This window comes from Biomaibacter sp. TOL, from assembly GCF_059717795.1.
In genome coordinates, this window is record NZ_AP046092.1 from 1,101,421 (window position 1) to 1,125,713 (window position 24,293).

The 24,293-nt window shown below is 42.4% G+C and carries 34 protein-coding genes and 2 tRNA genes; 6 read left to right on the top strand and 30 right to left on the bottom strand.

Annotated features, from left to right (window positions below; genetic code table 11):
- Positions 1–148: 148 nt before the first annotated feature.
- Both AC6I1H_RS05515 and AC6I1H_RS05520 read right to left on the bottom strand, forming a co-directional pair.
- Positions 149–1,483, bottom strand: coding sequence for an NCS2 family permease (locus AC6I1H_RS05515; protein WP_497739969.1), 1,335 nt, complete (start codon positions 1,481–1,483; stop codon positions 149–151).
- Between the two features lie 219 nt (positions 1,484–1,702).
- Positions 1,703–2,794: a carbamoyl phosphate synthase small subunit gene (locus AC6I1H_RS05520; protein ID WP_497739970.1), complete on the bottom strand. Its 1,092-nt coding sequence runs from the start codon at positions 2,792–2,794 to the stop codon at positions 1,703–1,705.
- A gap of 223 nt (positions 2,795–3,017) precedes the next feature.
- Between AC6I1H_RS05520 and AC6I1H_RS05525 the strand changes: the two genes are divergently transcribed.
- The 3 genes from AC6I1H_RS05525 (at position 3,018) to AC6I1H_RS05535 (ending at position 4,478) form a co-directional block, all read left to right on the top strand.
- The gene (locus tag AC6I1H_RS05525) at positions 3,018–3,164 is read left to right on the top strand and encodes a hypothetical protein (protein WP_497739971.1); all 147 of its coding nucleotides are present in this window, start codon (positions 3,018–3,020) and stop codon (positions 3,162–3,164) included.
- A gap of 154 nt (positions 3,165–3,318) precedes the next feature.
- Complete coding sequence (locus AC6I1H_RS05530) at positions 3,319–4,167, top strand: S1 domain-containing protein (protein WP_497739972.1); 849 nt, start codon at positions 3,319–3,321, stop codon at positions 4,165–4,167.
- Positions 4,168–4,193: 26 nt separating this feature from the next.
- Entirely contained in the window at positions 4,194–4,478 is a 285-nt protein-coding gene (locus tag AC6I1H_RS05535) for an EscU/YscU/HrcU family type III secretion system export apparatus switch protein (protein ID WP_497739973.1), read from the top strand.
- Between the two features lie 2 nt (positions 4,479–4,480).
- Here the strand turns inward: AC6I1H_RS05535 and AC6I1H_RS05540 are convergent, their stop codons facing one another.
- The 7 genes from AC6I1H_RS05540 to AC6I1H_RS05570 form a co-directional block, all read right to left on the bottom strand.
- A complete protein-coding gene (locus AC6I1H_RS05540) occupies positions 4,481–4,837 on the bottom strand; it encodes an SHOCT-like domain-containing protein (protein ID WP_497739974.1) in 357 nt (118 codons plus the stop codon).
- A 57-nt stretch (positions 4,838–4,894) separates the two neighbouring features.
- Positions 4,895–5,263 carry a DUF2089 domain-containing protein gene (locus AC6I1H_RS05545; protein WP_497739975.1) on the bottom strand — a complete coding sequence of 123 codons (369 nt, stop codon included), beginning with the start codon at positions 5,261–5,263 and terminating at the stop codon, positions 4,895–4,897.
- Between the two features lie 415 nt (positions 5,264–5,678).
- Positions 5,679–6,881: a tyrosine-type recombinase/integrase gene (locus AC6I1H_RS05550; RefSeq protein WP_497739976.1), complete on the bottom strand. Its 1,203-nt coding sequence runs from the start codon at positions 6,879–6,881 to the stop codon at positions 5,679–5,681.
- Positions 6,882–6,945: 64 nt separating this feature from the next.
- The gene (locus AC6I1H_RS05555) at positions 6,946–7,161 is read right to left on the bottom strand and encodes a hypothetical protein (protein WP_497739977.1); all 216 of its coding nucleotides are present in this window, start codon (positions 7,159–7,161) and stop codon (positions 6,946–6,948) included.
- Position 7,162: 1 nt separating this feature from the next.
- A complete protein-coding gene (locus tag AC6I1H_RS05560; RefSeq protein ID WP_497739978.1) occupies positions 7,163–7,477 on the bottom strand; it encodes a hypothetical protein in 315 nt (104 codons plus the stop codon).
- On the bottom strand, positions 7,455–7,658 hold the full coding sequence (locus AC6I1H_RS05565; RefSeq protein ID WP_497739979.1) for a hypothetical protein: 204 nt from the start codon (positions 7,656–7,658) through the stop codon (positions 7,455–7,457). The genes AC6I1H_RS05560 and AC6I1H_RS05565 overlap by 23 nt, the downstream gene beginning before the upstream one ends.
- A gap of 14 nt (positions 7,659–7,672) precedes the next feature.
- Complete coding sequence (locus tag AC6I1H_RS05570; protein WP_497739980.1) at positions 7,673–7,843, bottom strand: hypothetical protein; 171 nt, start codon at positions 7,841–7,843, stop codon at positions 7,673–7,675.
- A 146-nt stretch (positions 7,844–7,989) separates the two neighbouring features.
- Here AC6I1H_RS05570 and AC6I1H_RS05575 point away from each other — a divergent pair, with 146 nt between their 5' ends.
- Positions 7,990–8,163, top strand: coding sequence for a helix-turn-helix domain-containing protein (locus AC6I1H_RS05575; RefSeq protein ID WP_497739981.1), 174 nt, complete (start codon positions 7,990–7,992; stop codon positions 8,161–8,163).
- A gap of 540 nt (positions 8,164–8,703) precedes the next feature.
- On the opposite strand, the gene AC6I1H_RS05580 is transcribed toward AC6I1H_RS05575, so the two are convergent.
- The 21 genes from AC6I1H_RS05580 to kduD all read right to left on the bottom strand — a co-directional run bounded on the left by AC6I1H_RS05580 (position 8,704) and on the right by kduD (position 23,003).
- A complete protein-coding gene (locus AC6I1H_RS05580) occupies positions 8,704–9,450 on the bottom strand; it encodes a sigma-70 family RNA polymerase sigma factor (RefSeq protein ID WP_497739982.1) in 747 nt (248 codons plus the stop codon).
- Positions 9,447–9,611, bottom strand: a complete 165-nt coding sequence (locus tag AC6I1H_RS05585) for a hypothetical protein (RefSeq protein WP_497739983.1) — start codon at positions 9,609–9,611, stop codon at positions 9,447–9,449. Before AC6I1H_RS05585 ends, AC6I1H_RS05580 begins: the two co-directional genes overlap by 4 nt.
- Positions 9,612–9,622: 11 nt before the next feature.
- Positions 9,623–9,949 carry a phage head closure protein gene (locus AC6I1H_RS05590; RefSeq protein ID WP_497739984.1) on the bottom strand — a complete coding sequence of 109 codons (327 nt, stop codon included), beginning with the start codon at positions 9,947–9,949 and terminating at the stop codon, positions 9,623–9,625.
- A gap of 14 nt (positions 9,950–9,963) precedes the next feature.
- Positions 9,964–11,604 carry a terminase large subunit gene (locus tag AC6I1H_RS05595; RefSeq protein WP_497739985.1) on the bottom strand — a complete coding sequence of 547 codons (1,641 nt, stop codon included), beginning with the start codon at positions 11,602–11,604 and terminating at the stop codon, positions 9,964–9,966.
- A gap of 3 nt (positions 11,605–11,607) precedes the next feature.
- Positions 11,608–11,943 (bottom strand): hypothetical protein, encoded by a 336-nt coding sequence (locus AC6I1H_RS05600; RefSeq protein WP_497739986.1) that lies wholly within the window; start codon positions 11,941–11,943, stop codon positions 11,608–11,610.
- Between the two features lie 42 nt (positions 11,944–11,985).
- The gene (locus AC6I1H_RS05605) at positions 11,986–12,378 is read right to left on the bottom strand and encodes an HNH endonuclease (RefSeq protein ID WP_497739987.1); all 393 of its coding nucleotides are present in this window, start codon (positions 12,376–12,378) and stop codon (positions 11,986–11,988) included.
- A 3-nt stretch (positions 12,379–12,381) separates the two neighbouring features.
- A complete protein-coding gene (locus tag AC6I1H_RS05610) occupies positions 12,382–12,657 on the bottom strand; it encodes a head-tail connector protein (protein WP_497739988.1) in 276 nt (91 codons plus the stop codon).
- A 60-nt stretch (positions 12,658–12,717) separates the two neighbouring features.
- On the bottom strand, positions 12,718–13,944 hold the full coding sequence (locus AC6I1H_RS05615) for a phage major capsid protein (protein WP_497739990.1): 1,227 nt from the start codon (positions 13,942–13,944) through the stop codon (positions 12,718–12,720).
- 2 nt (positions 13,945–13,946) lie between these two features.
- Entirely contained in the window at positions 13,947–14,525 is a 579-nt protein-coding gene (locus tag AC6I1H_RS05620) for an HK97 family phage prohead protease (RefSeq protein ID WP_497739991.1), read from the bottom strand.
- Positions 14,512–15,708: a phage portal protein gene (locus AC6I1H_RS05625; protein ID WP_497739992.1), complete on the bottom strand. Its 1,197-nt coding sequence runs from the start codon at positions 15,706–15,708 to the stop codon at positions 14,512–14,514. The genes AC6I1H_RS05620 and AC6I1H_RS05625 overlap by 14 nt, the downstream gene beginning before the upstream one ends.
- Before the next feature lie 2 nt (positions 15,709–15,710).
- Positions 15,711–16,001, bottom strand: coding sequence for a DUF5659 domain-containing protein (locus AC6I1H_RS05630; RefSeq protein ID WP_497739993.1), 291 nt, complete (start codon positions 15,999–16,001; stop codon positions 15,711–15,713).
- Between the two features lie 434 nt (positions 16,002–16,435).
- Positions 16,436–18,184 carry an AICE element replication initiation protein gene (locus AC6I1H_RS05635; protein WP_497739994.1) on the bottom strand — a complete coding sequence of 583 codons (1,749 nt, stop codon included), beginning with the start codon at positions 18,182–18,184 and terminating at the stop codon, positions 16,436–16,438.
- On the bottom strand, positions 18,175–18,750 hold the full coding sequence (locus tag AC6I1H_RS05640; protein WP_497739995.1) for a CHC2 zinc finger domain-containing protein: 576 nt from the start codon (positions 18,748–18,750) through the stop codon (positions 18,175–18,177). The genes AC6I1H_RS05635 and AC6I1H_RS05640 overlap by 10 nt, the downstream gene beginning before the upstream one ends.
- Before the next feature lie 4 nt (positions 18,751–18,754).
- A complete protein-coding gene (locus AC6I1H_RS05645; protein ID WP_497739996.1) occupies positions 18,755–18,955 on the bottom strand; it encodes a helix-turn-helix domain-containing protein in 201 nt (66 codons plus the stop codon).
- Position 18,956: 1 nt separating this feature from the next.
- The gene (locus tag AC6I1H_RS05650) at positions 18,957–19,172 is read right to left on the bottom strand and encodes a helix-turn-helix domain-containing protein (RefSeq protein WP_497739997.1); all 216 of its coding nucleotides are present in this window, start codon (positions 19,170–19,172) and stop codon (positions 18,957–18,959) included.
- A gap of 330 nt (positions 19,173–19,502) precedes the next feature.
- Positions 19,503–19,577 (bottom strand) — tRNA-Val (locus tag AC6I1H_RS05655).
- Positions 19,578–19,582: 5 nt separating this feature from the next.
- Positions 19,583–19,658, bottom strand: a tRNA-Ala gene (locus AC6I1H_RS05660).
- Between the two features lie 88 nt (positions 19,659–19,746).
- A complete protein-coding gene (lepB, locus tag AC6I1H_RS05665) occupies positions 19,747–20,271 on the bottom strand; it encodes a signal peptidase I (RefSeq protein ID WP_497739998.1) in 525 nt (174 codons plus the stop codon).
- 75 nt (positions 20,272–20,346) lie between these two features.
- On the bottom strand, positions 20,347–21,093 hold the full coding sequence (locus AC6I1H_RS05670; protein WP_497739999.1) for an N-acetylmuramoyl-L-alanine amidase family protein: 747 nt from the start codon (positions 21,091–21,093) through the stop codon (positions 20,347–20,349).
- An 82-nt stretch (positions 21,094–21,175) separates the two neighbouring features.
- Positions 21,176–22,192 carry a zinc-binding alcohol dehydrogenase family protein gene (locus AC6I1H_RS05675; protein WP_497740000.1) on the bottom strand — a complete coding sequence of 339 codons (1,017 nt, stop codon included), beginning with the start codon at positions 22,190–22,192 and terminating at the stop codon, positions 21,176–21,178.
- Between the two features lie 52 nt (positions 22,193–22,244).
- The gene (gene kduD, locus AC6I1H_RS05680; RefSeq protein WP_497740001.1) at positions 22,245–23,003 is read right to left on the bottom strand and encodes a 2-dehydro-3-deoxy-D-gluconate 5-dehydrogenase KduD; all 759 of its coding nucleotides are present in this window, start codon (positions 23,001–23,003) and stop codon (positions 22,245–22,247) included.
- 229 nt (positions 23,004–23,232) lie between these two features.
- On the opposite strand from kduD, the gene AC6I1H_RS05685 reads away from it, so the two are divergent.
- Entirely contained in the window at positions 23,233–23,379 is a 147-nt protein-coding gene (locus AC6I1H_RS05685) for a hypothetical protein (RefSeq protein ID WP_497740002.1), read from the top strand.
- Positions 23,337–24,221, top strand: a complete 885-nt coding sequence (locus AC6I1H_RS05690) for a TRAP transporter large permease (RefSeq protein WP_497740003.1) — start codon at positions 23,337–23,339, stop codon at positions 24,219–24,221. The genes AC6I1H_RS05685 and AC6I1H_RS05690 overlap by 43 nt, the downstream gene beginning before the upstream one ends.
- Positions 24,222–24,293 lie beyond the last annotated feature (72 nt).

Sequence of the window (24,293 nt, forward strand, 5' to 3'; positions counted from 1 at the left end):
AGCATTCTTTAAGATTTTGTTCTTTTTATGCAAACAACCCCCTTTGTCCATATTGTATACGCATATGTTTACGTTAAATAGACTATCATTATTTACAAAAAAAATCAAGCCGCATCTTTTTGCGGCTTTCACAAATTTTATTTTTGGGTTATCTTATAAACGCAAAGTAAAGCGCAAAGGTTATTGCAAGGACATACATCATCCAGTGGACCTTGTCGCCTCTTCCTGAAAGCAGCATTAATGCGGCATATGCCACGAAGCCTACCGAAAGCCCCAGAGATATGCTGAATGTAAGGGGCATGAGGATTGCGGTTAAAAATGCAGGAAAGGCTTCATAGAAATCGTTGAATCTTATTTCATTCAGGCTGCTGGCCATGAAAATACCTACTATAATAAGCGCTGGAGCCGTAGCCTCTCCCGGAACCGCTAGAGCAATAGGCGAAAAGATTATGCTGGCGATGAATAATAACGACACTACCACTGAGGTAAGCCCTGTTCTGCCGCCCACGCTCACTCCCGCTGCGCTTTCCACATATGTGGTGGTATTGCTGGTGCCGAGCAGTGAACCGATGACCGTGCCCAGCGAATCGGCGAACAGCGCCTTGTTCCCCCTCTTGAGGTTGCCCTTTTCATCGATCATGCCTGTGCGGCTGGCCACACCAACAAAAGTGCCTATGGTGTCAAAAAGGTCTGCAAAAAACAGCGAAAATATAACGGGGTACATGGAGAACTTAAGGGCACCCATAATATCTAGCTTGAAAAGCCCCGGCGCCATGCTTGGCGGAGCGGAAACTATCGACGCCGGCAGTTTGGTGACGCCCATGGGGATTCCTATGATGGTAGTAATTATGATTCCGAGCAGAATTCCGCCTTTTACTCCCCGGGCCACCAGAACCGCCATGATTACGAGGCCGATAGTCGCCAGCAGAGTTTTGGGATCAGTAAAGTTCCCCAAATCGACAAAGGTGGAAGGATTGCTGACAACTATTCCTGCGTTTTTAAACCCGATAAATGCGATAAATAAGCCTATGCCGGCGCCTACCGCATGCTTCATCGGAAGGGGGATGGCTTTAATCAATAATTCCCGAAGTCCCGTCAGCGTCACTACAACAGCTATAATGCCCGAAAGAAATACCGCCCCCAGAGCCGTCTGCCATGCGAGGCCCATTTTGCCAACCATTACATAAGCAAAAAAGGCGTTGAGTCCCATACCCGGAGCCAGTGCAAAGGGATAATTGGCATAAAGCCCCATGAAAAGCGTCGATAATGCCGATGCCAGTGCGGTGGCCATGAATACGGCCCCCTGATCCAGATGAGCATCTTTAAGTACCAGCGGGTTTACGAGCAGGATGTAAGCCATGGTGACAAATGTAGTTATTCCTGCCAGAACCTCAGTCCTGACGTTGGTGCCGTTTTCCGACAGATTAAAAAATCTTTCAAGAAAACTGCTGGAAGCGCCTGAAATAGAAATCTCCTCCTTCAATTGAAAAACCCCCTCTTTAATTATTATGCTTAAAGGGTTTAAAAATATATTGAAATCACGAAATTATATTACCAGATTAAAAAAAAACTGTCAATATAAATGCGAACGATTTTTAGCGTCTCGCTCTTATCGTTCGCATTACATTGTTTTTCTTTAATATTGATTCGGGTGTAAAAAGGCAATTTCGCTGGTTGCTTCACATCTATGCCATAATCAATTTTATATGGCCTGTTCTTCAGCTTTCTTCCTCAGCATCATTTCAAAAAATTCTTCAAAAAGATGACTGCTGTCAAGCGGTCCCGGAGAAGCTTCAGGATGAAACTGCACAGAAAAGGCCGGCAAATACCTGTGCCTGAGTCCTTCGACAGTACCATCGTTCAAATTCTTATGTGTAACCACCAGTCCTAACCGCCGTAAATCTTTCTCTCGTACCGCATACCCATGATTCTGCGAAGTCATTATTGTCTTACCGGTTTCAATATCTACCACCGGATGATTGGCTCCTCGGTGGCCAAATTTAAGTTTATATGTCTCCGCACCCAGAGCGAGCGCCAGAAGTTGATGACCAAGGCATATGCCGAAAATCGGCACCCTGCCCAGAAGTTTTTTTACGGTTGCAACTATTTCCGGAACATCCGCCGGATCCCCCGGCCCGTTTGACAGTAAGATGCCGTCCGGCTTTAGAGAAAATACATATTTTGCATCAGAATAAGCGGGGACCACCATCACATCGGCACCCAAAAAATTTAACCGCTTCAATATATCTTTCTTCACGCCGAAATCCATGACCACGACTCTCGGGCCCTTGCCCGGCAACCTGTATGTGCGCTCAGTCGTAACCTGCTTTACCAGACTGCCTTCCTCTTCCGGCGTATTCTGTAGTTCCTCCGTCGAAGAACCGCGCAATCCTTCAGTCTGAATATATCCTTTCATGGTCCCATGAGACCTTATGCGCTTTGTAAGGCTCCGGGTGTCTATATCCGATATCCCTGCCACTTTATACTTCTTTAAAAAATCGTCAAGCAAAGCAAAGCTTTTCCTGTCAGTAAAATAACTCTCCCTCACAATCAACGCCCTTGCCCATATTCTGCCCGATTCCGAAAAAACCGGAGATATCCCGTAATTTCCTATCAAAGGATATGTGAGTACCACCATCTGGCCAGCATAAGATGGATCGGTAAGTATTTCCTGATACCCGGTCATGCCGGTGTTAAAAACGACTTCCCCGGTTACGGCTTTTGCACAGTCAACAGCCCCGAATATTTTTCCTTCATATACGCTCCCATCTTCAAGAACAAGCCGACCGTCCAAAGTAAAACCTCCCGAAATATATTATTTATAATTATACTATATTTTGTATAATTATACAATACAGTTCGATCATTTTCAATCATTTTTTAGGAATAATCTTTTCACCAAGATGCGCATATTTAAGAAAAGGCGGAAGTGTTTAATTTATTGTACGCCTTCTGCCGTTTTTCGCGATATGTTTGATTATTATTTTTTACATTAAACATGGAAGCTAAAACAAAAAATGGCGCCGAATAAAGCTGTTGAAGCCCTTGTAAAATCATTTCTGGAAAAGCAGGATGCGTCCCAGGTCGACGCAGTAACCGGAGCTACCGGTACCACCGGCAATTTCACCCGCTTTGTTATTTTTGTTATTAGTATTCCTCCATAGATAGTCTGTTGCAGATTGTCTATATCTGGTATAATAGGTTAGGGGATACACCTCCTCTTCTGGGGTATGCATCTGGGGTAGCCGGAGGAGTGTCCCCAATAATACTGCGGGAGACGGAGGAATATCCCCAATGTAGATTGCAAGGTGATGGGATATGCAGGTAAATTTACCATACCCGGTACTGCTGCAAAACAATCTGCTGCAGGGTGAAGTTTTAACTGCCACGGTGTTGCAGAATGTCGACGGCGGTTATATTATCGATATAAACGGCCTGGAAATTTTTGCGCAATCGGACCTGAACCTTGAGCCGGGAAATCTTTTGAGGCTTAAAGTAATTGAATCGGCTCCTTCACGACTGATATTAAAGGTCATAAATACCGACACCTGGGCAAAAGGTATTCAGGATGAGCCGCTTGTCCTTTCAAAACAGCTTTCCTCCGCCGAAATCAGGGCAGCGTTCAAACTCCTGTCAAAATTGAATCTTCCCGCAACCGAAGAAAGGCTTTCGATAGTATCCGATTTGCTGGCCGGCATTGCAAATAACAATGAACATCCCAATTTCGCTCAGGATACATCCGACGCTTTAAAAAACCTTGCTCTCAAGGCTCTTAATCTGATATATAAAGAAGCAAGTTCCGATAATATATATTACTTTGCTCTCCCCCTTCCGGGATATAAAACAGTTTATTTCAGAGTATCCAGCGGTTCTAAATCCAAGAGCGGCAGGGTTTTGTTCCATTTAAGCTTCATAGTTGAAACCGGGACTCTTGGGCCGGTCCTGGCTGAAATCTATCAAACCGGGAGTTCCACCGCGGCCTCGCTCACCTTTGAAGAAAGAAAGGGCATGGAAGCCGCCCGAAAGGCTGTAGCCGATCTTGGCCCTGAAGCCGGCAGCCTGTTAAAATCATTGAAAATGAAGGTGGGGAAAGTTTCGAAGCGGGATTTCTTTTTAAAGGACCTTGAAGCCTCCGGCTTTTCGCCGGGCATAAATCTGCGGGTATAACCGAATCAGTTTCAGGATGTGATTATATGGAATATAAGAATATTGATTTGGCCGGAAAGATAAAAAAAGCCGCTGCCCTCAAATACGAAGCGGGACAAGATGCCGCTCCCAGAGTAATGGCTGCAGCCGAGGGGAAAATTGCTCAAAAAATGCTTGAAATTGCACAGGAGCATAATATACCCATTTACCGGGATCCGGTGCTGGCTGATGCCCTGGTGAGGCTTGACGTAGGACAGGAAATCCCACCGGAGCTTTATAAAGCCGCAGCAGAAATCCTGGCTTTTATATACAGCCTGGAGGCGGAGGATTAAAACTATTCCACCATTACCTCCACATGGACTCCTTCTTCTTCATCGGTTACATCCACCATTTTACCATGTTCGCCGCTTTTTACGGCTTCCATTATTTCATCCATGTTGATATCTTTCATATGCTCCTTGGGGACGAATTTCAGTCCGAATTTAACGAGACTGTACGGGATATTTACATTGACTTTTTGCCTGTTCGTCTTGAGGTCGTATACTCTGACTCTGAGCCATTTTACATTAGTTCCGGAAGAATCCACCTCCGCCGGTCTTTGGTCCAGAGCTGCAAGAAGCTCTGCTCCTTCCTGGGCTGAAAGCTTGCCCGATTCAATCATCTTCAAAATGCTCATTTTTTCCTCATCCATGATGATTCCTCCTTTTTAATTGCGCCTAAAGGCATTACAAATTTTTTTCACGCAACCCTATCTGTTTTTCAATAGCTTAATTGATTCCTGAGGCAAAATCTCCCCCTTTTCCAGCTTTTCGAGTATTTCTTTCCTGTTTACCGTGCTTCCCTCAACTTCCTCAACCTTATACCCCAGAGCCATAATTACATTTTCCAGCCTGCTCCTGATGGTAGGATAGGATATGCCCAGTTCCTTTTCCATTTCCTTCAAGTTGCCTCTGCACTTGATGAAAATCTCTATAAAGGTCTTTTGTTCCCTGGTCAGGTAGCAAAACTTGCACAGAGAAAATTCGCCTTCCAATGCCGTGCTGCATTTGGGGCAGCTTAATCTTATAACCGTGAACTTTTCATTGCATACGGGACATCTACCTATGACTTCGTTCAAGCCGTCACCTCCTTGATTTAAATTATTTAATCTACATATTAATATTATTGATTTTATTATACCATTTTAATTTATTTTTTCAATATATTAATTAATATTTTTTATATTTAATGATATAAAATTTAAATTCGATGACCCGTCTATTAATCTTTTCAAACTGAATTCACATTAGATTATAAAAAAACAAAGGCTTACCGTTTTTCGGAAGCCTTTATTTCAAAATGGTGGGCGCGGCAGGTTTCGAACCTGCGACCTCTTGAATGTGAGTCTAAAAACAGCAATTTTTATTAATATATAATGAATTTTATTGAATATCTCCAAGGTGCGTTAATATTGGGTTTGAGGCCATTTGGAATTATAAGGTAATACACTTTAACTTTATTAAGTTTTTATAAGTTCGCGTACATTTCGCGTACTAAAATAATATTTCCTCCAATTTCTCGGCAGCTTGTTTCTGCATGTTCGGTAATACATGGCTATAAGTATCTAATGTTATCGTTACGCTAGCATGTCCTAATCTTTCAGATACAACTTTTGGATTTTCTCCAGCCATCAAAAGTAAAGTAGCGCATGTATGTCGAAGGTCATAAAGCCTTATTTCCGGCAAATCTGCATTTCTTAAAAGCGGCTTAAAATATCTATTTACAATATTTCTTTCATCCAATGGCCGTCCTGTTTTTGTAGCAAATACAAGGCCATAATCTATATATATTTCTGGGTCTTTTAATATTTCCTCCCATTCTTGCGGTTTGAATTTATCCTTGTCATTATCGTAGTTTATACATTTTTTCGCTTTAAGTTTTTCCTCTGCCTGGGCTTTTCTATGTTCCTTAAGGTCCTGCATAATATTTTTGGGTAGTAAAATTGTTCTACGGCCATGTGCTGTCTTTGGTTCGTCCAATTTCCATGATTCTTTTGTTTTTGTTAATGCCCGTTTTACATGTATCCTGTTTCCTTTCCAGTCAATATCTTCCCATTTTAGGCCTAATGCTTCCCCTGGCCTCATTCCGCTTGTTAATAGTAATTCAAATAATATCCCCCATCGGTTATAAAGACAATGCTCTAAAAATACTTTGGCCTGTTCCTGGGTCAATACCTTCATTTCTTGCCTGGTCTGCTTTGGCAGGTCTACATTATCGCATGGATTGTTCCTCAGCATTTGCCATTTAACGGCTTGTTTTAATGCATTTTTTAAAATAGAATGTGCATATTTTATAGTTCGGGCCGATAGCCCTTTATCTAACATATCAGAATATGCTTTTTGAATAAGTAGCGGTGTTATCTTGGTTAGTTTTACATCTCCTAAACTCGGTCTTAAATATATATTAATTATATCAAGATAACTTAAAAAGGTTTTCGGTCTCACTCTAGGTTTCAATACTGCATCTATCCATTTATTCAGGTATTCATTTAGTGTCATTTTTGAAGGTTCTATTAAGCTACCTGTATCTAATTCCCTCAATTTCGCAGTAAGAAATTCCTGGGCCTGCTTTTTATTCTTGCAATGTATTGTTTCGTAATAATATTTTCGTTTGCCGTTGGCATCAAGCCCCATATATATCGCTATGCGGTATGTTCCTTTACTCATTTCCCGAATACTTCCCCGCTGCCTAGGCATGGAAAAACCTCCCTTTTTTTTCAAACCAATAGGTCAAGCGGCCTGTTTTTTAACTTTTACTATATTACCGGCCATTATTTATCAGTTCCCTTTCCTCAAGTTCCTTGATTGCCTTTAAATAAACTTCTCTTAATTTTAAAATATCATCCGTCAAGCTTTTGGTTATCATTAATACCGGCTTTTCAAGGTCTCCACCAGGCACCGGCATGCATAATTGGGCCTGGCTTCCGTTAGGGCCGAATTTATCAGTATCGTATACTCGTATTTCCGGTAATAGCATTTTAATTTCCCCCTTCCTCTATGCTATCAAGTTCTTTGGCTTTTTCAGGGAAGTATTTCTCTAGTAATTCATCATTTCCGGACTCCAGTATAGCCTGCAGGGCCTCGCTATCGCTCACTACCTCCGCATAATCCCTTTCGCCCTGCCAGTCGGACCCATGTATCAGCACAAACCGGCCATCCTTAAGCCTTGTTATGCCTAAATGCTTCCCGGTGTCTCCATTCTGCCAGTTATGTCCATCCCACATATCAAGATCTGAATTATACTCTACTCTGCCAATAATTTCATCACCATCATATACGTTGACTTTTCTCATTTTCAAATTCCTCCCTTAGTTTATTATTGATTTTTACCATCAAGTGGGAAATTGCTTCTTCATAGCCGGTGAAATAGCCTCTATAAAATTCATCTTTGTTGTATTTTTCCTTTTGAAAACAATTACGGTTGTCTTCAAGCAGTTCAGCTATACTGGTCTTGACTATGCTTGGATAATCCATTCAAAGGACCTCCTTCAATCGGAATTATATTTGTGAGTGATTAAATAATGCAGGTCCGCTTCAAGCTGCTGCAGTGTTGGAATATCAAGCCCCTGGGAATCTTTTCTTATACGCCTCAGCAGCTTTTGAACGCTCTTGATGTAGTCCTGCCTGGCAAGCTCTCTCGGATTCTCAAGCATCATCATACCTTATCACCTCTTTTTTGTATTATATACTATCATTTATTATTATTTACTATTATTTAGTATAGTATATCATGTGAATAATGTCAATAGCTTTTTATTGATATTTAATATTACCTATGTTAATATAGTATTATGGAGGGATTAACGTGGAAAATTACTATACACCTAAAGAAGTAGCTGATAAGCTAAAAATCAAAGTAAATACGGTTTATATATGGATTCGTGAAGGGAAAATTAAAGCCGTGAAAATCGGTGATTTGTGGCGCATTTCCGAATCGGAAATAAGCCGTTTATTGGAAGGAAATTCATCCAGTGAATAGTTTTATGCCTACAGGGCAAAAAAGCCCCGTATAACTCAAATGCGGAGGCTTTTTTTGTATGAAATTCATACGAAAGGGGTCGATAACTTATCGATACCTTACGAAGTCCTAAGTTTAACTTAGGACCTTTTAAAGCTATGGTACGAAATTCGTACGAAGTTTAACTTAGGACCTTTTAAAGCTAAATCAAATTGACGATTTCCGTCGGGACTGCCGACGGAATTCGTCGTCAGTTAAACTTAGGACCTTTATAAGGCAAGGGGTCCGTAAATTACGGATACCTACATCTGGGTCCTGCGTTAAACACAGGGCCTTATAAAGGGTCTGAATATAATTCAGGCCCCTTTTTTTTGCTTCTATAGAAAAGTTTAGAAAATACCCGTCACGATTGTCACACCGTTACAAACCGCATGAATACTGGCTTTGGCTGGTGATAATAAAAAAATAATCTTGTCACATAAAAGCTTAAATATCGTCACCATTATTTAATTTTTCATAAAAAAAGTGGGGGTGGTTAAAATAACCATCCCTTCAATAGATCTAATCGAAGGCCCCTTCTGTAAGCTTCTCGATGAGATATTCCCTTTTCAGGACTGCATCTTCTACAATAGAAGAAAATTTATATGTTTTTCCGGCTTTTGGCTGGTCCCAGGTGGGTGATCTGTAGAATATTGTTTCATGGTCCAGCCATTCCCTCAAAAGCAGCCGCATTTTGGGCTTATAAAACTTATGGCGGCTGTTAACAATTTCCTGCTTGACTTTTGTTAAGGATATCCCGCATCTCTCGGCTATGGCCGCATAGGTCATACCTGCTGCCCGATAAATAAAGATTTTATATTGTAGATCGGTCAATACTTTCCTTAAGGTCAATGCTATCTGAGAAAAGGTCACTTCTTCTTCAAGTTCCTGTATAATGTCTCTTGGGTCTGCTATAGTGTCTTCAAGGTTTAAGCCGTCGCCGGTTTCTTTGCTCCCTTTTATAGGTTCCTGAAGGGATATCCAGTTTTCGCATCCTTCAAGGGACCTTGAAATAACCTGGCGAATCCACATTCCCGCATATGTTGAAAACTTTGCGCCATAACTTGGATCAAAAAGGTCGATAGCCTTCATTAGTCCGATTACTCCCACCTGTACAAGGTCCTCAAAGTCATAGTCTGCCCGGCCATCAAGGAAATATCTGTTTGCTATCTTTTTTATGAGGCCCATGTTTTGCAGGATAAGCTGGTCCCTTAATTCTTTGTCGCCGGTCTTTCGATACTGGGCTAAAAGTTCTTCGTTGGTTGTCATTTGACGGCCTCTATGATATTGTATATGGCATAAAAAACCTGTTTTGCAAGTTCTTTCATGTCGTCCCTGGTCATGTATTGGCCTTTAAAGGTGTCATACATGAATTCTATCTCTCCCCGAAAATCATCAAGAGCTTTTAGGGCTTTTTCTTTATCAAGCATGTCCCCGCCTCCTAATTTACGGCATAGGCATAAATTTTCAGGTCCTTTTTATAGCCTTCCAAGTCATCAATGCGGGTTATGTTGTAATCCTTGCCTTTGTATCTTATCCTCATGGTGGTGTCAATGTCGTTTCGCCAGTTAATCTCAAATATGGCCTCCACTTTATAATTCACCTGGGCAGCTCCAAAAAATTCATTGGCCGACGCCTGGCGGTAATAGGCCCAGATATTTTCCCCGCCAGGTAGAGGAATCCATTCTTGAATAATCTCGCCCAATTCATTTTGAGTTTCTGCAAATTTTAATATTGTAATTTTCTTGTCCTTGATGTGCACTGCCATTAAAGCCCACCTCCTTATAACGCCCTCAAAAATTCTTCGTAGTGTTCAAATAATCCCACATATGCGTCCAGCATTGAGGCCATGCCATCTATTCGCATTTTGGCAGCCTGGTTCTTCACCGGCACTATGTTGCCGTTCCGGTCTGTCTGCACTCCGGTATTTGTGAGGCACCATTTAAGTATCGGGTGATTATTGTAATTTATCTTTTTGGCTTTTAAATCGGCACCCATCATCTGCATTGGAAGGCTTAATGTCTTGGCTCCCTGAATACACCTCACCATTTTAAAGCCGTGGGCCTCCATTTCCTCTACCCAATACTTGGCTGAATAGCTGTCGTAGTAAATCCATAAAGGTGTTATGCCATAATCATTTACCATCTCTAAAAACCAGGCCGTGACGTCCGAATAATTGATACTGTTTCCGTTGCATAGCCTCAAAAGGCCCCGCTGCAGCCATTTATCATACGGAATCTTATCCATCTGAACACGTTTTTCAAAGTTATCGCTGGGCAGCCAATACATTTGATGAACATAACGCTTTTGGGTGTTTTTATCCATCATCAAGAGAGTGGCGCATGTCAGATCCGTTGTGATTGATAGGTCCGCCCCACCAATAGCATAGGCCCCCCTGAATTGTTCTATATCGAAGGTTTCCTCGTTATTTATATCGTCAAATGTTAGCCATGCACTGCTTACCGTATCCCTTATGTTGAAATCCTTTGTCAATAAGCCGGAAATTTCTTTCGGGTCCTTTTTGGCCTTTTCCACCTTTCGTATTAAATCATCCACTTTCTTAATGGTCCCCAGGCCCGGGTTGGCCTTCTCCCACTTCGTAAAGTCCAGCCATTCTTCCCTGTCATCCAGTTCGTAAAGGATAGGTAAAAAGCTGTCGTCCTCAAAGTTTCCATCAACTATATTGCAGGCATAGGAATATATATCGTCAAATATGCACTCCCTGACGGTCCCTGCGGTGGTAATCATTATAAGTAATGGCTGCCGCCTTGCACTCTGGCTCTGCTTCATAACTTCGTATAAATTTCTGTCCGTCACTCCGTGGAGTTCGTCCATTATCACGCAATGAGCATTGAGGCCGTCCAGGGTGTTGGAGTTCTTTCCTAATGGCTGGAATTTGCTCATGGTGAGAGGGAAATATAAATCGCTCTTGCGTTTCTTTATGTGGCTGGAAAGCTCTGGGCTTTGCTTAATCATGTTGTGGGTTTCGTCAAACAGTATGCGGGCCTGTTCGCGCTTGGTCGCTGTACTGTATACCTCGCTGCCTGGTTCGTTATCCGCAATCATCATATAAGCCGCTATGCCAGCCATCATGGTTGTTTTGCCGTTCTTCCTGGCCACATAAAACAAGCTCTCACGGTACCGCCTGAGGCCCGTTTCTTTATCTATAAAGCCAAACAATGCGGATATATAAGCTTTCTGGAATAGCTCCAGTTTTACCGGCTTTCCGGCCCATTCGCCCTTGCTGTGCTTGCAAAAAGTTTCTATAAACTCAATTGGCCTGTTTGCTCTGGCTTCATCAAACACATACCTGCCCGGGTTTTTTATTTCTTCTACAAGTTTTTTGTATTGTTTATAAACTCTTTTTGATACGGTATATTTGCCGCTCTGTATGCCGTCCCAGTACTGCAGGATATAGTTCATGGGTTATTTCCCCTTTATGAATTCAAGTAAAGCATCCTTTTGTGTTTGCGCTGCCGGCGGCAGTAAATCAACTAACTGTTTGTATAAAAGGCTGTATCGCTGCACTGTGGTATTATAGCCTTTCAGGGCAGGGTGTTCCCTTAAAAACTCCTGTTTGCCCTGCTTAAACATAGCTGTGGGACCTTCGGCTAACACCTGTTCCTTTAATCTAGCAAGGGTCTGCTGCATGAATTCAAGCTCATCATAAAGGCTTTGGGCTATTGCCTGCCTATCTTTGGGAATCTGCTTCAATATTTTTTTAAGTTCCTTCATCTCTTTGGAAGTATTATCCAACTTCATCAAAATCACCTTCATTATTGCGAATAATTATCATTATTAACATTAATGATAATAATTACTACTCTCCCTTAATACAAAACTCGTGTGGAGGTTTTCAGAGGTGGGCCGCTGGTTTTGCGGGCCGCCGCTCGGTTCATGCCCCCGGGGGGTATATTTTAAATTTCCTTCACTGTCAAAGCTTAAGCCATCCATACATACCATACTATTCCCGTGAACAACATTATGGCAATCAATGCATAAAGCCTGCAGGTTGTCCCAGTTCAGTGTTATGTCAGGGTCATTTATGTTCTGCGGTGTGATATGCTTCTTATGGTGGCATATCACTGCTGGCCTGCCGCATCGTTCGCAAATGTAGTGCTTACTCTCCATGAAAGCATCTCTGCACTTAATCCATTCCTTGCTGTTATAGAAGGGTTTAGCATAATCATGCGCCATAGTTTACATACTCCTTGCTATTGCCGTCAATGCTGTTAGCAGGTTGTCAATGGTCTTCTTTAACCTTTCAGTATCCTCACTCTGTGGGTTATACCATAGCTGTAAAAGGAATTGTGCCACTGTCTTTGCTAATGGGTGGATAGGTTCTGTATCCCAGTTCCTTCCCGTTGTAGTTTCCAGATATGAAGGTATAGCATCCAACAAGGGTATGATTATTATATCGTTATCAGTACCATCTATCCTTAATGCTTCTCTGGCTTCTTCCAATGTGAGTATCATCTTCTCACCTCGCTTTAAAAGTCAGGTGAGCGGAATTTAACTCCGCCCACCATCATTTCCTTACACTGTGGCCCTTGAGAGTTTCACGAAGGCCTCTGTCACCAGCGGCTTGCAATCTGCAATTGCAAGTGCCCTGTAGTCAATCAAGCCGCTGGTAAATCCGCTTTCCCTTGACATTTCAATCAGTATGCCGTTAGGCATATTGTAGCCCATGTAATTGAAGTTTCCCAAAAGGATCGTATCATCGGGGATATTGTCATCAACTACCACAGGTCGCCCTAGGATAAAACCTATGCCTTCGGTCTTGGGATCTGTGATAAATATTGGTCTACCGGTCGTATCCACAATGCCATAAACCAGATTATAAAGGGTTGCATTGTTCATGGCAAATTTGGCCCCGGCAGCATAGCCAGCTTTGAGCATCGCCATCATCTTGGTGAAGTCTTTATATGTGGGTGCTCCATCTACAGCAAAGGTAAAGCTGTTTGTTGCATCCCAGGTAATGCCGGTCAATACTCCGGTGCCCTGGTTAACTCCGGTTCCGTTTACCAAAGCATCTGCTATTGTTTCCATGACGGTATTGGTAAGCTCATCGGTAATATAACTCTCAAAAGCCGGTATACTGGTTGCCTGGACTCTTGCCGACATAGAGAAAATTTTGATTATCTCGTAAGGTGAAAACTTCACGCTGGCAGTATCAATACTTTCTCTTGCCACGGCAGTTCCTTCCACATGCCAGCTTGCCTTATTTGAAGGTGTTCCAATGGGCACACTAAGGTTAGCAGGTATATTAAAGCTTCTGCATACGGAAATCAAGCCGCCCATTTTCCTGGCCTTTGATATTACTTCATTCAGTGTAGTTTCAGGTAAAACTGCTGCGGAATTTGAAACGGTATTGAAGGCATCGGCCCTTCTTTCGGTTTCCATAATCTCTTTTGCCTTATTAAAGACTCTCTGCTCAATATCGGTTAGTTTCTGGCCTAAAAGGGTCTTGAAAAATGCGGTCCGGTATTCCCTGCTTGCGAAAATATCGCCTTCAGGAATCCGATCCCTTACCTGGAAGTCCATGCCGGTAATGGGATTAAAACCGGTCCCGGGATTTTTGCTTCTTTCCTCAATATTTGCTTTGGCTTCCTTCAGCCCTTCAAGCTCAATATTTAGGCTTTCAATGTCTGCATTGGGATCGGTATCGATAAGCTGGCCTATTTCCTTGGCTCTTTTCTCAATATCAGCCAAACTGTGGTTCCTGTAATAGTTAAATGCCTCTGCTACGGTTTTAAATTTCATGCTTAAACACTCCTTCTCAATATTTGATTGATTTTTATTTTTAATTCTGCCCTTCTGGGGTCTTTCAGCTTCGCCCAGGTCCCTTCAATAGCTGCTCTTGCTTCTACCGAAGTCTGAGGATATGCGGGAAAGGGCACTATAGAGAATTCATATACCTTCTCAATCTTTGTAATGGTCCTGGTGTTGGTCTTTGGGTCGAAGGTGCTGCCGCCCTCCGGCACTTTAAACGCAAAGCTCATTCCGGTAAGGTCTCCACGTTTTACTGCCGTATAAACGCTTCGGCCTTCCTCGGTATCGGGCAGGTATGCGGTCATCTTCAGCCCTGCCGGGTCCAGAGTAAACCGCATGGTTTTGGGTGTCCTGGCTAAAGGGACCTTGTTCAGATCATGGTTGTAAAGTAACCTGATGTCGGATAGATCTGCTCCATCCAAAGCCCCGGCCCTGATCACCTCGGTATATTCCCCGAAGGGTTCTTTTATGGTGGTCGGTTGGTCGAATACCACCGGTGTCCCCACCAGAATAAGGCCACTTTCGCCTGCCGGTTCTGCGGCTCTTATTTCCGCTATTCTAATTTCCTTCATTCTGGGTATCCCCCTCATCCAATTGGTATTTATCGGCTTTGGCTGCATTTACCACATTCAGGGTCTGCAGTCTTCTGTCTCCATCTTCCACCGCCGGAAGGTTCAATATTTCCAGTGCCTGGTTTATGGTGAATAATCCTAATGGCATCAATTCCTTAATGATATTGGTTTTGGTGGCATTGCTGGCGAATTGTAGCCGATTGGCTTCAAACAGGATTGAATTCCCAAAGGCCTGCTCCCGGGGTGTAAATAGCTTGTCCGTAAACTCAAGGGAAAACTGCACGGCCAAAGGCTCAATTATACTTTCATAGAAGGCCGCCCATTCATCCTCTGTATAGGTGCTGTTTACTATCTTTTCACTTATACCCAAATATTCGTATATTTTTTGCTTTACTGCCTGCAATTGTTTGTCATCTATGGCATAGGGCTTCATTTCAAGCGGTGTGTAATCCGCTTTACTGTCCAGGACTGCTATTCCTCCGGTGTTTGTTATCGTCAGGTAATCGTTAATGAAGGCATCTTTTTCAGCTTTAAGTTTTTCAGGTGAAAGGACCTGATTATATTTGAGTATTCCTCTTATGGTTGCATTTTGTTGTATAGCCGCTGTCAAGCCTTCGTTCTGAGTATGTGCCAAATCCAAAGTAGGAATTATGGCGGTGTTAGGATCTCCTAAAAGGTCGTTGTTATTGAAAAACCTTCTTACGTGGAATATGTCTTTATAGGGCAATATGTATTGCTGCCCTCCAGAGAAAAGGAATCTGCAATACATTTCACCGGTAGGATCTGTTATAAACTCCATTTGTTGAGGTCTCAAAGGCCATATAGCTGTTAAATATCCCCGTTCATCCTTTTGCAGGTAAGCAAAAGCATTTGAATAAAGGTAATAATGGGTTACAAGCTTGTAAAGCATGTCATAGGCCGACATGAAAGGGTTAGGCCTTACCTGTAAAATGCGGTTTAACTGGCTGTCGCCATTTTTTCTCTGGCCTGCTATGGTGATGACATGGGTCCCTTTAAGCTTGGCCGCATTTCTGGCTATGGCATCCACCGCCGCCCTGTATATGTCGCTTTCGTATGCGTTGCCGCTAAACGGTGTAAATACTGGTTGGCCTATGGAAAGTATTTCTACACGTTCCGTTTTTGCGGGTTCCCTTTTCTTGAAGAATCTATCAAAGAATCCCAAATTTATGCCTCCTTGCTTAAGAAGGTCGTAAGGAGCATTTTTCTTGCCCTTATAAAATTGGCAATATTAACGTCCAATGTCCCGTTTATGAAGTCGTTTATTATCTGTTCTCGGTCCGTTCGGTCTTCAAAGACAAATTTTCGTGGGAATTTTTCGCCCTCGGTTCTAATGTATCGCATATTCTTTGCAAGCAGGATACAGGCAATCAAAAGGTTTTTGGTGGCAAATTCCTTTGGCTTTATCTCGCTCAGCTTTTCCATTACTTCAGGCTTCACCAATTCATTAACCTGCATCAAGGTCCCCTCCCATATATAATTGCCTATTTCAATTATACCCATATGGGGTATAATCGTCAATAGTAAAGATAACTATTATTGATATTATTAGTTTTTTAAGATATAATTGAGGTGCGGAAGGGTTTTACTCTTTCCCCCTTACCGCCCTCCTTAGATTATGTTTTGTGCCCTAGAGAGGGCTATTTTTTTATGAGCATCCACAATCACCACAATTAGGGCATATAATCCAGCCACAATCAGGACATATCTCATCTTCTCGGCTGTCTAACGGCTCGCCACAGTTCTTGCAGTATGCGGTCCTGTAATTTTCTTTACGTTTTTGTCTGGCGTTAGCCGGTTTATTGCCGACGCCAGACTTGACATAATCATTCTTAACATAAACAGGGCCATCTTTAGTTAAATACCAACTCATATCAATTCAACTCCCTCCATCAAAACGGTTCATCCTCGCCAAAAGGATCTAATTCATCTTTAGAATCCGATAAGACTTCCACTGGTGACGATACTTGTAACGATATTTTGTCCCCGGTGACGATATCGTCGCCAATACCATTACGGCTCAAACCCAATACTGGCGCCATTTGTAACGATGTGATAATTGTGACAGTATTTTCTTTATTTCTCAAAGTTATTATGCTTCCTCCCCTGGTGTGCCCCTGGTGTATATATTCAATCCCCGCATCTAGAAGGTTGCTCCTAACCTGGTTCAACCTTCGGGTCAGACTGTTGGCGGATTTCGGCCATGATTTGGCTTTTGTATCAATTTTTTCTTCCTCCGCCACTCCATTTAGTTCCTCCAAAAGCTCGCTAGCTCTGCCCTCCCAGCAAAAGCCTGAATCGTATCTGCTCATGAAAGCCATTACCGCCGCCGCCACTGGATTGGCTGCAATAGCTTCCTGATTCTGTTTTTCTACATTTTCCCCATACTGCCTTAAAAATTCTTCTCCATGGCCCCCCAGGGCTTCGGCTATGGCATAGCCCCATCGTGTGAAATCTGCCATACGGTAAAGGGCATTAAGTTTGACTTTGGGATATATGCTCATTGCTTTTGCCAGAATATCGAATATCGCCCCCAGGATATAAGGCCTTTCTTGCTCAAATTCGCTTAATACGGCCCGTTCCTCCCGACGTTTTTCTTTTGGTATCCTTTCAAGCCCTAAAAGTATGGCTCTATCAAGAAGGTCCTCTCTTGTAGCCACAACATTAATACCGTTAAGCCCTATACACCGTTTGAATGTATAAATAATATCCTCATCATCGCTGTATAGCTGCCTCTTGCTGAATCCCTCGCCGGTGACCGCCCTGCAAAGAGTATCGCTTATCCATTCTGGAAGGCTGGATACATTATCAAAGCCAGCCCAGTAATGATGAGATAGCTTTTGTATTAACTCATTTACATCTTTTGGGAATGTTAGAGCTTCCACTGCCGAAGGGTCCACGATTCGCTTTATAAGTTTGAATGTCGTTGTTTTGGCTGCGCCCTTTTCCCCATATAAAACTGGTATCGGGTGAGGAATATCCGGGATAAAGCAGCTTATCAGGTATGTCAAGAAAATTATTTCTTGTCCATCTTTTAGGTTCACAAAATTTTTGACAAATGCCCTCAATGTCACTACTGGGTCCTGGCATTTTAACGGTGTTACCTGTGCTGCCTGGTGAGTAAACCGCTTAAATAAAATCGGTGGATTATCAATCACCTGCCAGCCTTCCGGTGTTATCCTGACGGCTTGCCAGGCAGGATTGGATAGATCGTACCAAATGGCTCCATCGTGGAAAGCTATACGGTTATGCAGTTTATATTCCGGCCCCTTGAAAACGGCCTGGCCTTCAATTACGTTTAAGGCTGATTTTATTGCTTCGCTGCCGGGTGTCTTATTTAACGTAGCCCACGCCTGACCCGCCAGCCACCGTTTGAAAAATTTGCTGTTGACCGGCCATATCTCACGGTGACCCTGAATTGGTATAGCTGCGTATGGTTCATGAGTTTCATCGTGGAATAAAAAGGCTTCTGCGGCCAGCTCCACCAATATATCTGCCTGGGATTTTTTCTTCTCCTTTTGTTCTTCGGTATCTTGAGTTTCCTCTTGCCTGGGTGCGAATTGCAATATTTTGTTTTGCAGTTCCTGTGGCAAATTTTTTAAAACACGTAATTTTTCTTCTCTTGTTTCTTTCACAGCCATTCTTGCTTTTCAACCTCCTTCAGTACTGCCATTTTTTCTTCAATGGTTCCGTTGCGAAGTATGTCCAGCCAGTGCCCGATTATCGGTTCATACCATGCGGCCACTTCAAAGCCTGGGTGTTCTATTTTACCCGTGTTTAATGCCAGTAGGCAGGCCCTGTAAAATGAACAGAGTTCGTCATAAAGATGATTGACTGCCCTTTCAAAGCCCTCCAGCAGGTTCCTTTCTTCCTGAAGGGACCTCATTTTCTCCGAAGGGACCTTCTTTTCATTTCTCCACTGCAAGGTTATTCCAAAGTCTCCGGCCAGCTTCTGCAGGGCTTCCCCTGGTGAAAGGTTAAAAAGCTTTGCCACCAGGTCTATGGCATCCCCGCCGGAAATACCGCATCCAAAGCACTTCCAGCCGCCATCCGGGAAGATCACGAAAGAAGGAGTTTTTTCGCTGTGGAATGGGCATTTGGCCCACCACCTTCCGCCCTTCTGAGTCAGGTCCAAGCCGTAGAATCTTGCAGCCTGAGCTGTTGAAATTATTTCTTTGGTGGTCCTAAAATTATCAGCCTTTTCCATTTTTTCAGGCTTCCTTCCTCCAGCCGCCAGGATAAGCCTGGCCGCCGTTGTCAATCCATTGCTGCAACTTGTCTGCATCAACTCTTATAAGCCTGCCCATTCTAACTACTGGCAATATACCTTCCCGGGCCATTGTATATACTCTGTCTTCTTTTACGTCCAAAATTTGAGCTACTTCAGATATCCTTAAAAGCTTTTTGTTCATATTAATCGTTTTCTCCCTTCTTTGGAGTTCCATCTGCTTCAAATAATTCATCTGCTGGCATGCCATAAAAATTTGATAAGGTCCTAATTATTTTAGGATATGCCTTTCTAAAGCCACGTTCAATCTGACATAATACACTTGCGTTTAATCCTAGCAAAGTGGCTAGCTTCATCTGAGATAGCCCTTTCTTTCTTCTTAAAGCTTCAATCTTTGTCACCTTTGAACACCTCTTTATATCTTTTTATTGTCTTGTAATTGAATGTTACCGCTTACCTGTGTTCTTTTTACTTAATACATTTCTTGACTATTAAATAAAAAAAGTTTATAATGTAATTGGTAAAAATTTAGCATAACATTGCTTTGCAAAGGCATTGCAAGGTTAAGCAAAGCAAAGGCATAGCATATTAATAAACGTTAAAAGCCCTGTTATTTCTCTTTAAAAAATATCAAGCAGGGCTTTTAACGTTTAATTTTAAAACTCGCGTACATTTCGCATACAAAAAAGGCATGAAGTAAATTCTTCATGCCTTCAAACCCTTATAAATATTGGTGGGCGCGGCAGGTTTCGAACCTGCGACCTCTTGAATGTGAGTCAAGCGCTCTCCCACTGAGCTACGTGCCCATATTTGGTGGACGTGAGGGGATTCGAACCCCTGACCCTCTGATTGCGAACCAGATGCTCTCCCAACTGAGCCACACGCCCACGGTTTTCCCGTGACGCAAAATAATTATAATATAAATTCCTGCAAATTTCAAGGCCCGGATGAGGATTTTGTGGTGGTTTTCGTGATCTATTTCATTGGACCTATCCGATTGAGCGGCCAGATCCTGTAAGTGGCTTTGCCAACGATGAATTTTCTGGGAACAAATTTATTTACCCAGAAACGGCTGTCCTTGGAATTGTTTCTGTTGTCACCCATCATAAAATAACAACCTTCGGGAACCCTGTAGGGGCCAAAGTTGCCCACCATGGGCTCTTTAAGATAGGGTTCCTTCACAGCAACATTATTCCTGTAAAGAACGCCGTCTTTTATCTCAATCACATCCCCGCCAACGCCGATCAGTCGCTTTACAAAGGTTTGCCTGGGATCATCGGGATATTTAAACACCACTATATCTCCGCGCTTTAAAGGTTCAAACCTGTATATGAATTTATTTACCAGAATTCTATCGCCGATTTCAATGGTGTGTATCATGGAACCTGTGGGGACCATCATTGGCTCGAATATATAACCCCTTATAGCAAGAGCCAGTATAAGGGCGAAGGCAATAGCTTTTATCCATTCCACAACTTCATTTTTAAAATCCTTTTCCATTAATCTTTTCACCTGCAGTTAAGATTGCTTATCTATTATAACACAAAAATAGTATAACAGGCTAGGGAAACCAAATCAACTTTTTTTAAAATAATCTTCAACAGCATAAAGAATATATTGGCTCAATTTTTGTTGAAAACCTTCATTTGTCAGCAATTCCCTATCCTCCGGATTTGTGATGAATCCAAGTTCCACAATGACTCCCGGAACTTTGGTATTGCACAGTAAAAAAAGAGACGAATTCGGCACCGGTGTTCTCGCCCTCACCTTTTGACCTGAAGATTCATATGCTTCCTCCAGCCTTTTTTGAAAAAAAAACGCCATGCTACGGCCGTCTCTGCTTTCCCTATAATAAAAAACCATCGGGCCACGGGTGTTAATTGAACTTTTTTCGGCATTTACATGCACGCTGATAAATATATCCGGCTGAGCCCTGTTTATTATATCCGTTCTGGCAATTAAGTCCCGCCTGTGCCTGTACTCGCTTTTGTTGTTGAGCCTGTCAAGAGCCACATCCTGCGTCCTGGTCATTATCACATTGGCTCCCCTCTTTTCCATCAAATTCTTGAGTTTCAGGGCCACCTGTAGGTTAATATTTTTCTCCAAGGTCCCATCTCTGTGATATGTGCCTCCGTCAACACCTCCATGGCCTGGATCTATGACTATGGTTCTTCCTGATAAAGGCAGCCAGTATCTGAAGACCTGAATGACAGGATTTTCATCAATCAGCATTTTAAATATTATGATCGCTGCTACCAGAACGAGCATGATATGAACCCGTCCAAAAACACCATCCTTGTTTTTTACATAAAACTTTTTCATGAAATAATCCCCCTTAAAAAACCTAATAATAAAAAATATTAGGCATAAGGGGGATAATATGATAGAAGTTTTTTATTATAAATCAATATCTTATAATTACCTTACACATTTTTTCGGGGGCTGTTTTTATATCTTTAAAGGCCCTATCGATGTCATTTAGAGAATATACAGCCGTAATGAGAGCCCGAGAATCAACTTCACGGCTTTCAAACCAATGTATGACTTCTGGGAATTTATGACAATTAAGGCGGGAACCCCTGATTTCCAGTTCTTTTCTTGTGATATCTGCTTCAGGAATGCAGGCCGGAACATCGCTAAAACCGATTATTATAATTCTTGCTCCTGGAGCGGTTAATCTTAAGGCTTGTTCCAATAATTTTGGATGGCCGACGGCTTCTACAATAAGTTGAGTCCCTTCACCATCTGTGAATTTTAAAACTTTTTCCTCTAGAGATTCCTCGCTGCTGTTTACCACAACATCGGCCCCAAAATTTTTTGCCATTGCCAATCGGTTTTTTACAACATCGACCATTAAAACTTCTGCTCCGGCTCTTTTAAATACCTGAAGCACGCATAAACCAATAGGACCCGAGCCTATGACCACGGCTTTTTCGCCGGACTTTACACCGCTTCTCTCGCATATTTGTGCTGCAATGGAAAATGGCTCCATGAGAGCCGCCTCTTCCCAGGAAATCTCCTCTGAGAACCTAAATACATTTTGCACCGGCATCTTTATAAGGTCGCAAAAACCGCCGTCCACCGCAACACCTATGCACTGTACAGAGGAGCAGATATTGTTTCTGCCCTGCCGACAGGCAAGGCACTTTCCACAGGAAAGCACAGGGTCTATTACCACCCGGTCTCCTTTTTTTAAATTAGTTACATCCGGGCCTATTTGCTCCACTTCTCCTGCCAGTTCGTGCCCCATGATGCGTTGTGGTTTTATGGCACTATGTCTTCCTTCATAACCATGGATGTCGGTACCGCATATGCCTGCGGCTTTTACTCTGATAAGGACCTCTCCTGCCTGTGGCTCAAGAGGCTCCGGTTCTTCAAACAACTCTATCCTGCCGTATTCAACAAGCCTTGCCGCTCTCAAGATTTTCACCTTCTCAATAATTTTAGTATTTAACCTCAAACTATCGCGAAACTTATCGCGCCAGCCAGCCGCCATCCACACAGAGAATATGCCCTGTTACATAATCCGAAGCACTTGATGCCAGGAATACCACCGCCCCTTTCAAATCTTCAGGAAGCCCCCAGCGTCCGGCCGGTATCCTTTCGCTTATAGATTTATATCTTTCTTCATTCTTCCGTATGGGCTCGGTGTTGTTGGTCTCCATATATCCCGGAGCAATGGCGTTTACATTTATATTGTATTTCGCCCACTCATTGGCCATGGTTTTTGTAAGGGATGCCACACCGCCTTTGCTGGCTGCATAGGACGGTACCAGTATCCCGCCCTGAAAGGAGAGCATGGAGGCAATATTTATGATCTTCCCGCCTCCCTGTTTCATCATGGCTTTTGCTGCTGCCTGGCTCAGAAAAAATACTGATTTCAGGTTAAGATCGATAACATCATCCCAGTCTTTTTCGGAAAATTCCAGAGATGGAGCCCTGCGGATGATGCCTGCATTATTGACCAGGATATCGATGCGTCCAAATTCCTTTAAAGTTTTTTCAATTATTTCAGGAATAACACTGATGTCTGAAAGCTCTGCTTCGATAGGCAGGCACTTTCTTCCCAAGTCTTTTATCATCTTTTCTGTATCGGACATAGGTGAATGGTTGACTATGACCATATCAGCCCCGGCTTCCGCCAATCCAACCGCCATTCCCTGGCCCAGGCCGGTCCTGGCGCCGGTTACCATGGCAACTTTTCCTTTTAAATTGAACTTATCCAATATCATACTATAACGCCTCCGTTAGTTTTAGTGTATGAAACATAGTTTTATTTTATTATTAGTTATTCGTCAATTTAAAATAAAATCCTGCTTATATTTATTAAATTCCATAAAAAATTTTTTTCAAAATTTTTTTCACTAATGGCAGGATTTTAAAAACAAACATAGAATATTTATATTTAATAAAATAAAACAATGTTTTAATAGATAAAACATTCAAAGGAGGGGTGTAAACATGGTTAAACTGGATGATTTTATAAGGTCTGTAGAAAAAATCTTGTTGGTGATACTTATTTCTGTCATGCTGATACTTGGCTTAATGCAGGTTACGGGAAGGATATGGCTACCAGTGTCCAGGCAACAGCCGGAGCCATTGGAATAATTATTCCCCCTAGTATTCCTATGGTAATCCTGGGTATTACCGCAAGCATTTCCATCGGCGGTTTATTTTTAGGTGGATTTATCCCGGGAATTCTAATGGGTGTGGCACTGATGATAACAAGTTATATTTTTGCCGTAAAGCGTGACTTGCCTGCTGAACCTAGAGCTTCCATCAGGGAAATACTTTTAAGCTTTTCTGACTCCATCCTAGCTATAATGACAATGGTCATTATCATGGGTGGTATACTGGGTGGAGTATTTACAGCTACAGAAGCTTCTATAATTGCCGCTATTTATTCCTTTATTGTCGGATTCTTCATTTATAAAGAGATAAAACCACAGGACATCCCCCGTATTATGGTTCAAACATCAATCACCACAGGTGTTGTTGTCTTATGTATAGCCACTGCTTCCAGCTTCGGTTGGATTCTGGCAGCCGAAAGAATACCTGCAAAAATAGCTCAGGCCATATTTTCTATATCTATGAATAAATATGTGGTTCTCACCATTATGAACCTATTAATGCTTTTTATGGGTACATTTCTAGATGTTACACCAATAATAATCATTCTTATTCCAATAATTTTCCCTATTGCAATGCAGCTCGGGGTTTCTCCCATCCATTTCGGTATCATGACTATAGTTAATATGGCTATTGGACAATGCACTCCACCAGTTGGAGTTTCCCTTTTCGTAGCTACCGGTATATCAAAGGCATCCCTGGGAGAAATTTTGAGTGTTTTCTTTAAATATTTGCTTGCTATGATAATAGTACTTTTCCTCATTACATTTATGCCGGGATTGGTAACCTTTATACCACGGATAGTCATGGGAATCCAATGAAAGAAGTTTTATCTCTTTAGCAAAGTTATAGCCGGTCAATACAAATCAAAAAATACATGATTTTTAGGAGGG

Coding starts and splice junctions, on each gene's coding strand:
- AC6I1H_RS05525 (WP_497739971.1), top strand. CDS start 3,018: ATGGCGCCGAATAAAGCTGTTGAAGCCCTTGTAAAATCATTTCTGGAA.
- AC6I1H_RS05530 (WP_497739972.1), top strand. CDS start 3,319: ATGCAGGTAAATTTACCATACCCGGTACTGCTGCAAAACAATCTGCTG.
- AC6I1H_RS05535 (WP_497739973.1), top strand. CDS start 4,194: ATGGAATATAAGAATATTGATTTGGCCGGAAAGATAAAAAAAGCCGCT.
- AC6I1H_RS05540 (WP_497739974.1), bottom strand. CDS start 4,837: ATGGATGAGGAAAAAATGAGCATTTTGAAGATGATTGAATCGGGCAAG.
- AC6I1H_RS05550 (WP_497739976.1), bottom strand. CDS start 6,881: ATGCCTAGGCAGCGGGGAAGTATTCGGGAAATGAGTAAAGGAACATAC.
- AC6I1H_RS05555 (WP_497739977.1), bottom strand. CDS start 7,161: ATGCTATTACCGGAAATACGAGTATACGATACTGATAAATTCGGCCCT.
- AC6I1H_RS05560 (WP_497739978.1), bottom strand. CDS start 7,477: ATGAGAAAAGTCAACGTATATGATGGTGATGAAATTATTGGCAGAGTA.
- AC6I1H_RS05565 (WP_497739979.1), bottom strand. CDS start 7,658: ATGGATTATCCAAGCATAGTCAAGACCAGTATAGCTGAACTGCTTGAA.
- AC6I1H_RS05570 (WP_497739980.1), bottom strand. CDS start 7,843: ATGATGATGCTTGAGAATCCGAGAGAGCTTGCCAGGCAGGACTACATC.
- AC6I1H_RS05580 (WP_497739982.1), bottom strand. CDS start 9,450: ATGACAACCAACGAAGAACTTTTAGCCCAGTATCGAAAGACCGGCGAC.
- AC6I1H_RS05585 (WP_497739983.1), bottom strand. CDS start 9,611: ATGCTTGATAAAGAAAAAGCCCTAAAAGCTCTTGATGATTTTCGGGGA.
- AC6I1H_RS05590 (WP_497739984.1), bottom strand. CDS start 9,949: ATGGCAGTGCACATCAAGGACAAGAAAATTACAATATTAAAATTTGCA.
- AC6I1H_RS05595 (WP_497739985.1), bottom strand. CDS start 11,604: ATGAACTATATCCTGCAGTACTGGGACGGCATACAGAGCGGCAAATAT.
- AC6I1H_RS05600 (WP_497739986.1), bottom strand. CDS start 11,943: ATGAAGTTGGATAATACTTCCAAAGAGATGAAGGAACTTAAAAAAATA.
- AC6I1H_RS05605 (WP_497739987.1), bottom strand. CDS start 12,378: ATGGCGCATGATTATGCTAAACCCTTCTATAACAGCAAGGAATGGATT.
- AC6I1H_RS05610 (WP_497739988.1), bottom strand. CDS start 12,657: ATGATACTCACATTGGAAGAAGCCAGAGAAGCATTAAGGATAGATGGT.
- AC6I1H_RS05615 (WP_497739990.1), bottom strand. CDS start 13,944: ATGAAATTTAAAACCGTAGCAGAGGCATTTAACTATTACAGGAACCAC.
- AC6I1H_RS05620 (WP_497739991.1), bottom strand. CDS start 14,525: ATGAAGGAAATTAGAATAGCGGAAATAAGAGCCGCAGAACCGGCAGGC.
- AC6I1H_RS05630 (WP_497739993.1), bottom strand. CDS start 16,001: ATGCAGGTTAATGAATTGGTGAAGCCTGAAGTAATGGAAAAGCTGAGC.
- AC6I1H_RS05635 (WP_497739994.1), bottom strand. CDS start 18,184: ATGGCTGTGAAAGAAACAAGAGAAGAAAAATTACGTGTTTTAAAAAAT.
- AC6I1H_RS05640 (WP_497739995.1), bottom strand. CDS start 18,750: ATGGAAAAGGCTGATAATTTTAGGACCACCAAAGAAATAATTTCAACA.
- AC6I1H_RS05645 (WP_497739996.1), bottom strand. CDS start 18,955: ATGAACAAAAAGCTTTTAAGGATATCTGAAGTAGCTCAAATTTTGGAC.
- lepB (WP_497739998.1), bottom strand. CDS start 20,271: ATGGAAAAGGATTTTAAAAATGAAGTTGTGGAATGGATAAAAGCTATT.
- AC6I1H_RS05670 (WP_497739999.1), bottom strand. CDS start 21,093: ATGAAAAAGTTTTATGTAAAAAACAAGGATGGTGTTTTTGGACGGGTT.
- kduD (WP_497740001.1), bottom strand. CDS start 23,003: ATGATATTGGATAAGTTCAATTTAAAAGGAAAAGTTGCCATGGTAACC.
- AC6I1H_RS05685 (WP_497740002.1), top strand. CDS start 23,233: ATGGTTAAACTGGATGATTTTATAAGGTCTGTAGAAAAAATCTTGTTG.
- AC6I1H_RS05690 (WP_497740003.1), top strand. CDS start 23,337: ATGGCTACCAGTGTCCAGGCAACAGCCGGAGCCATTGGAATAATTATT.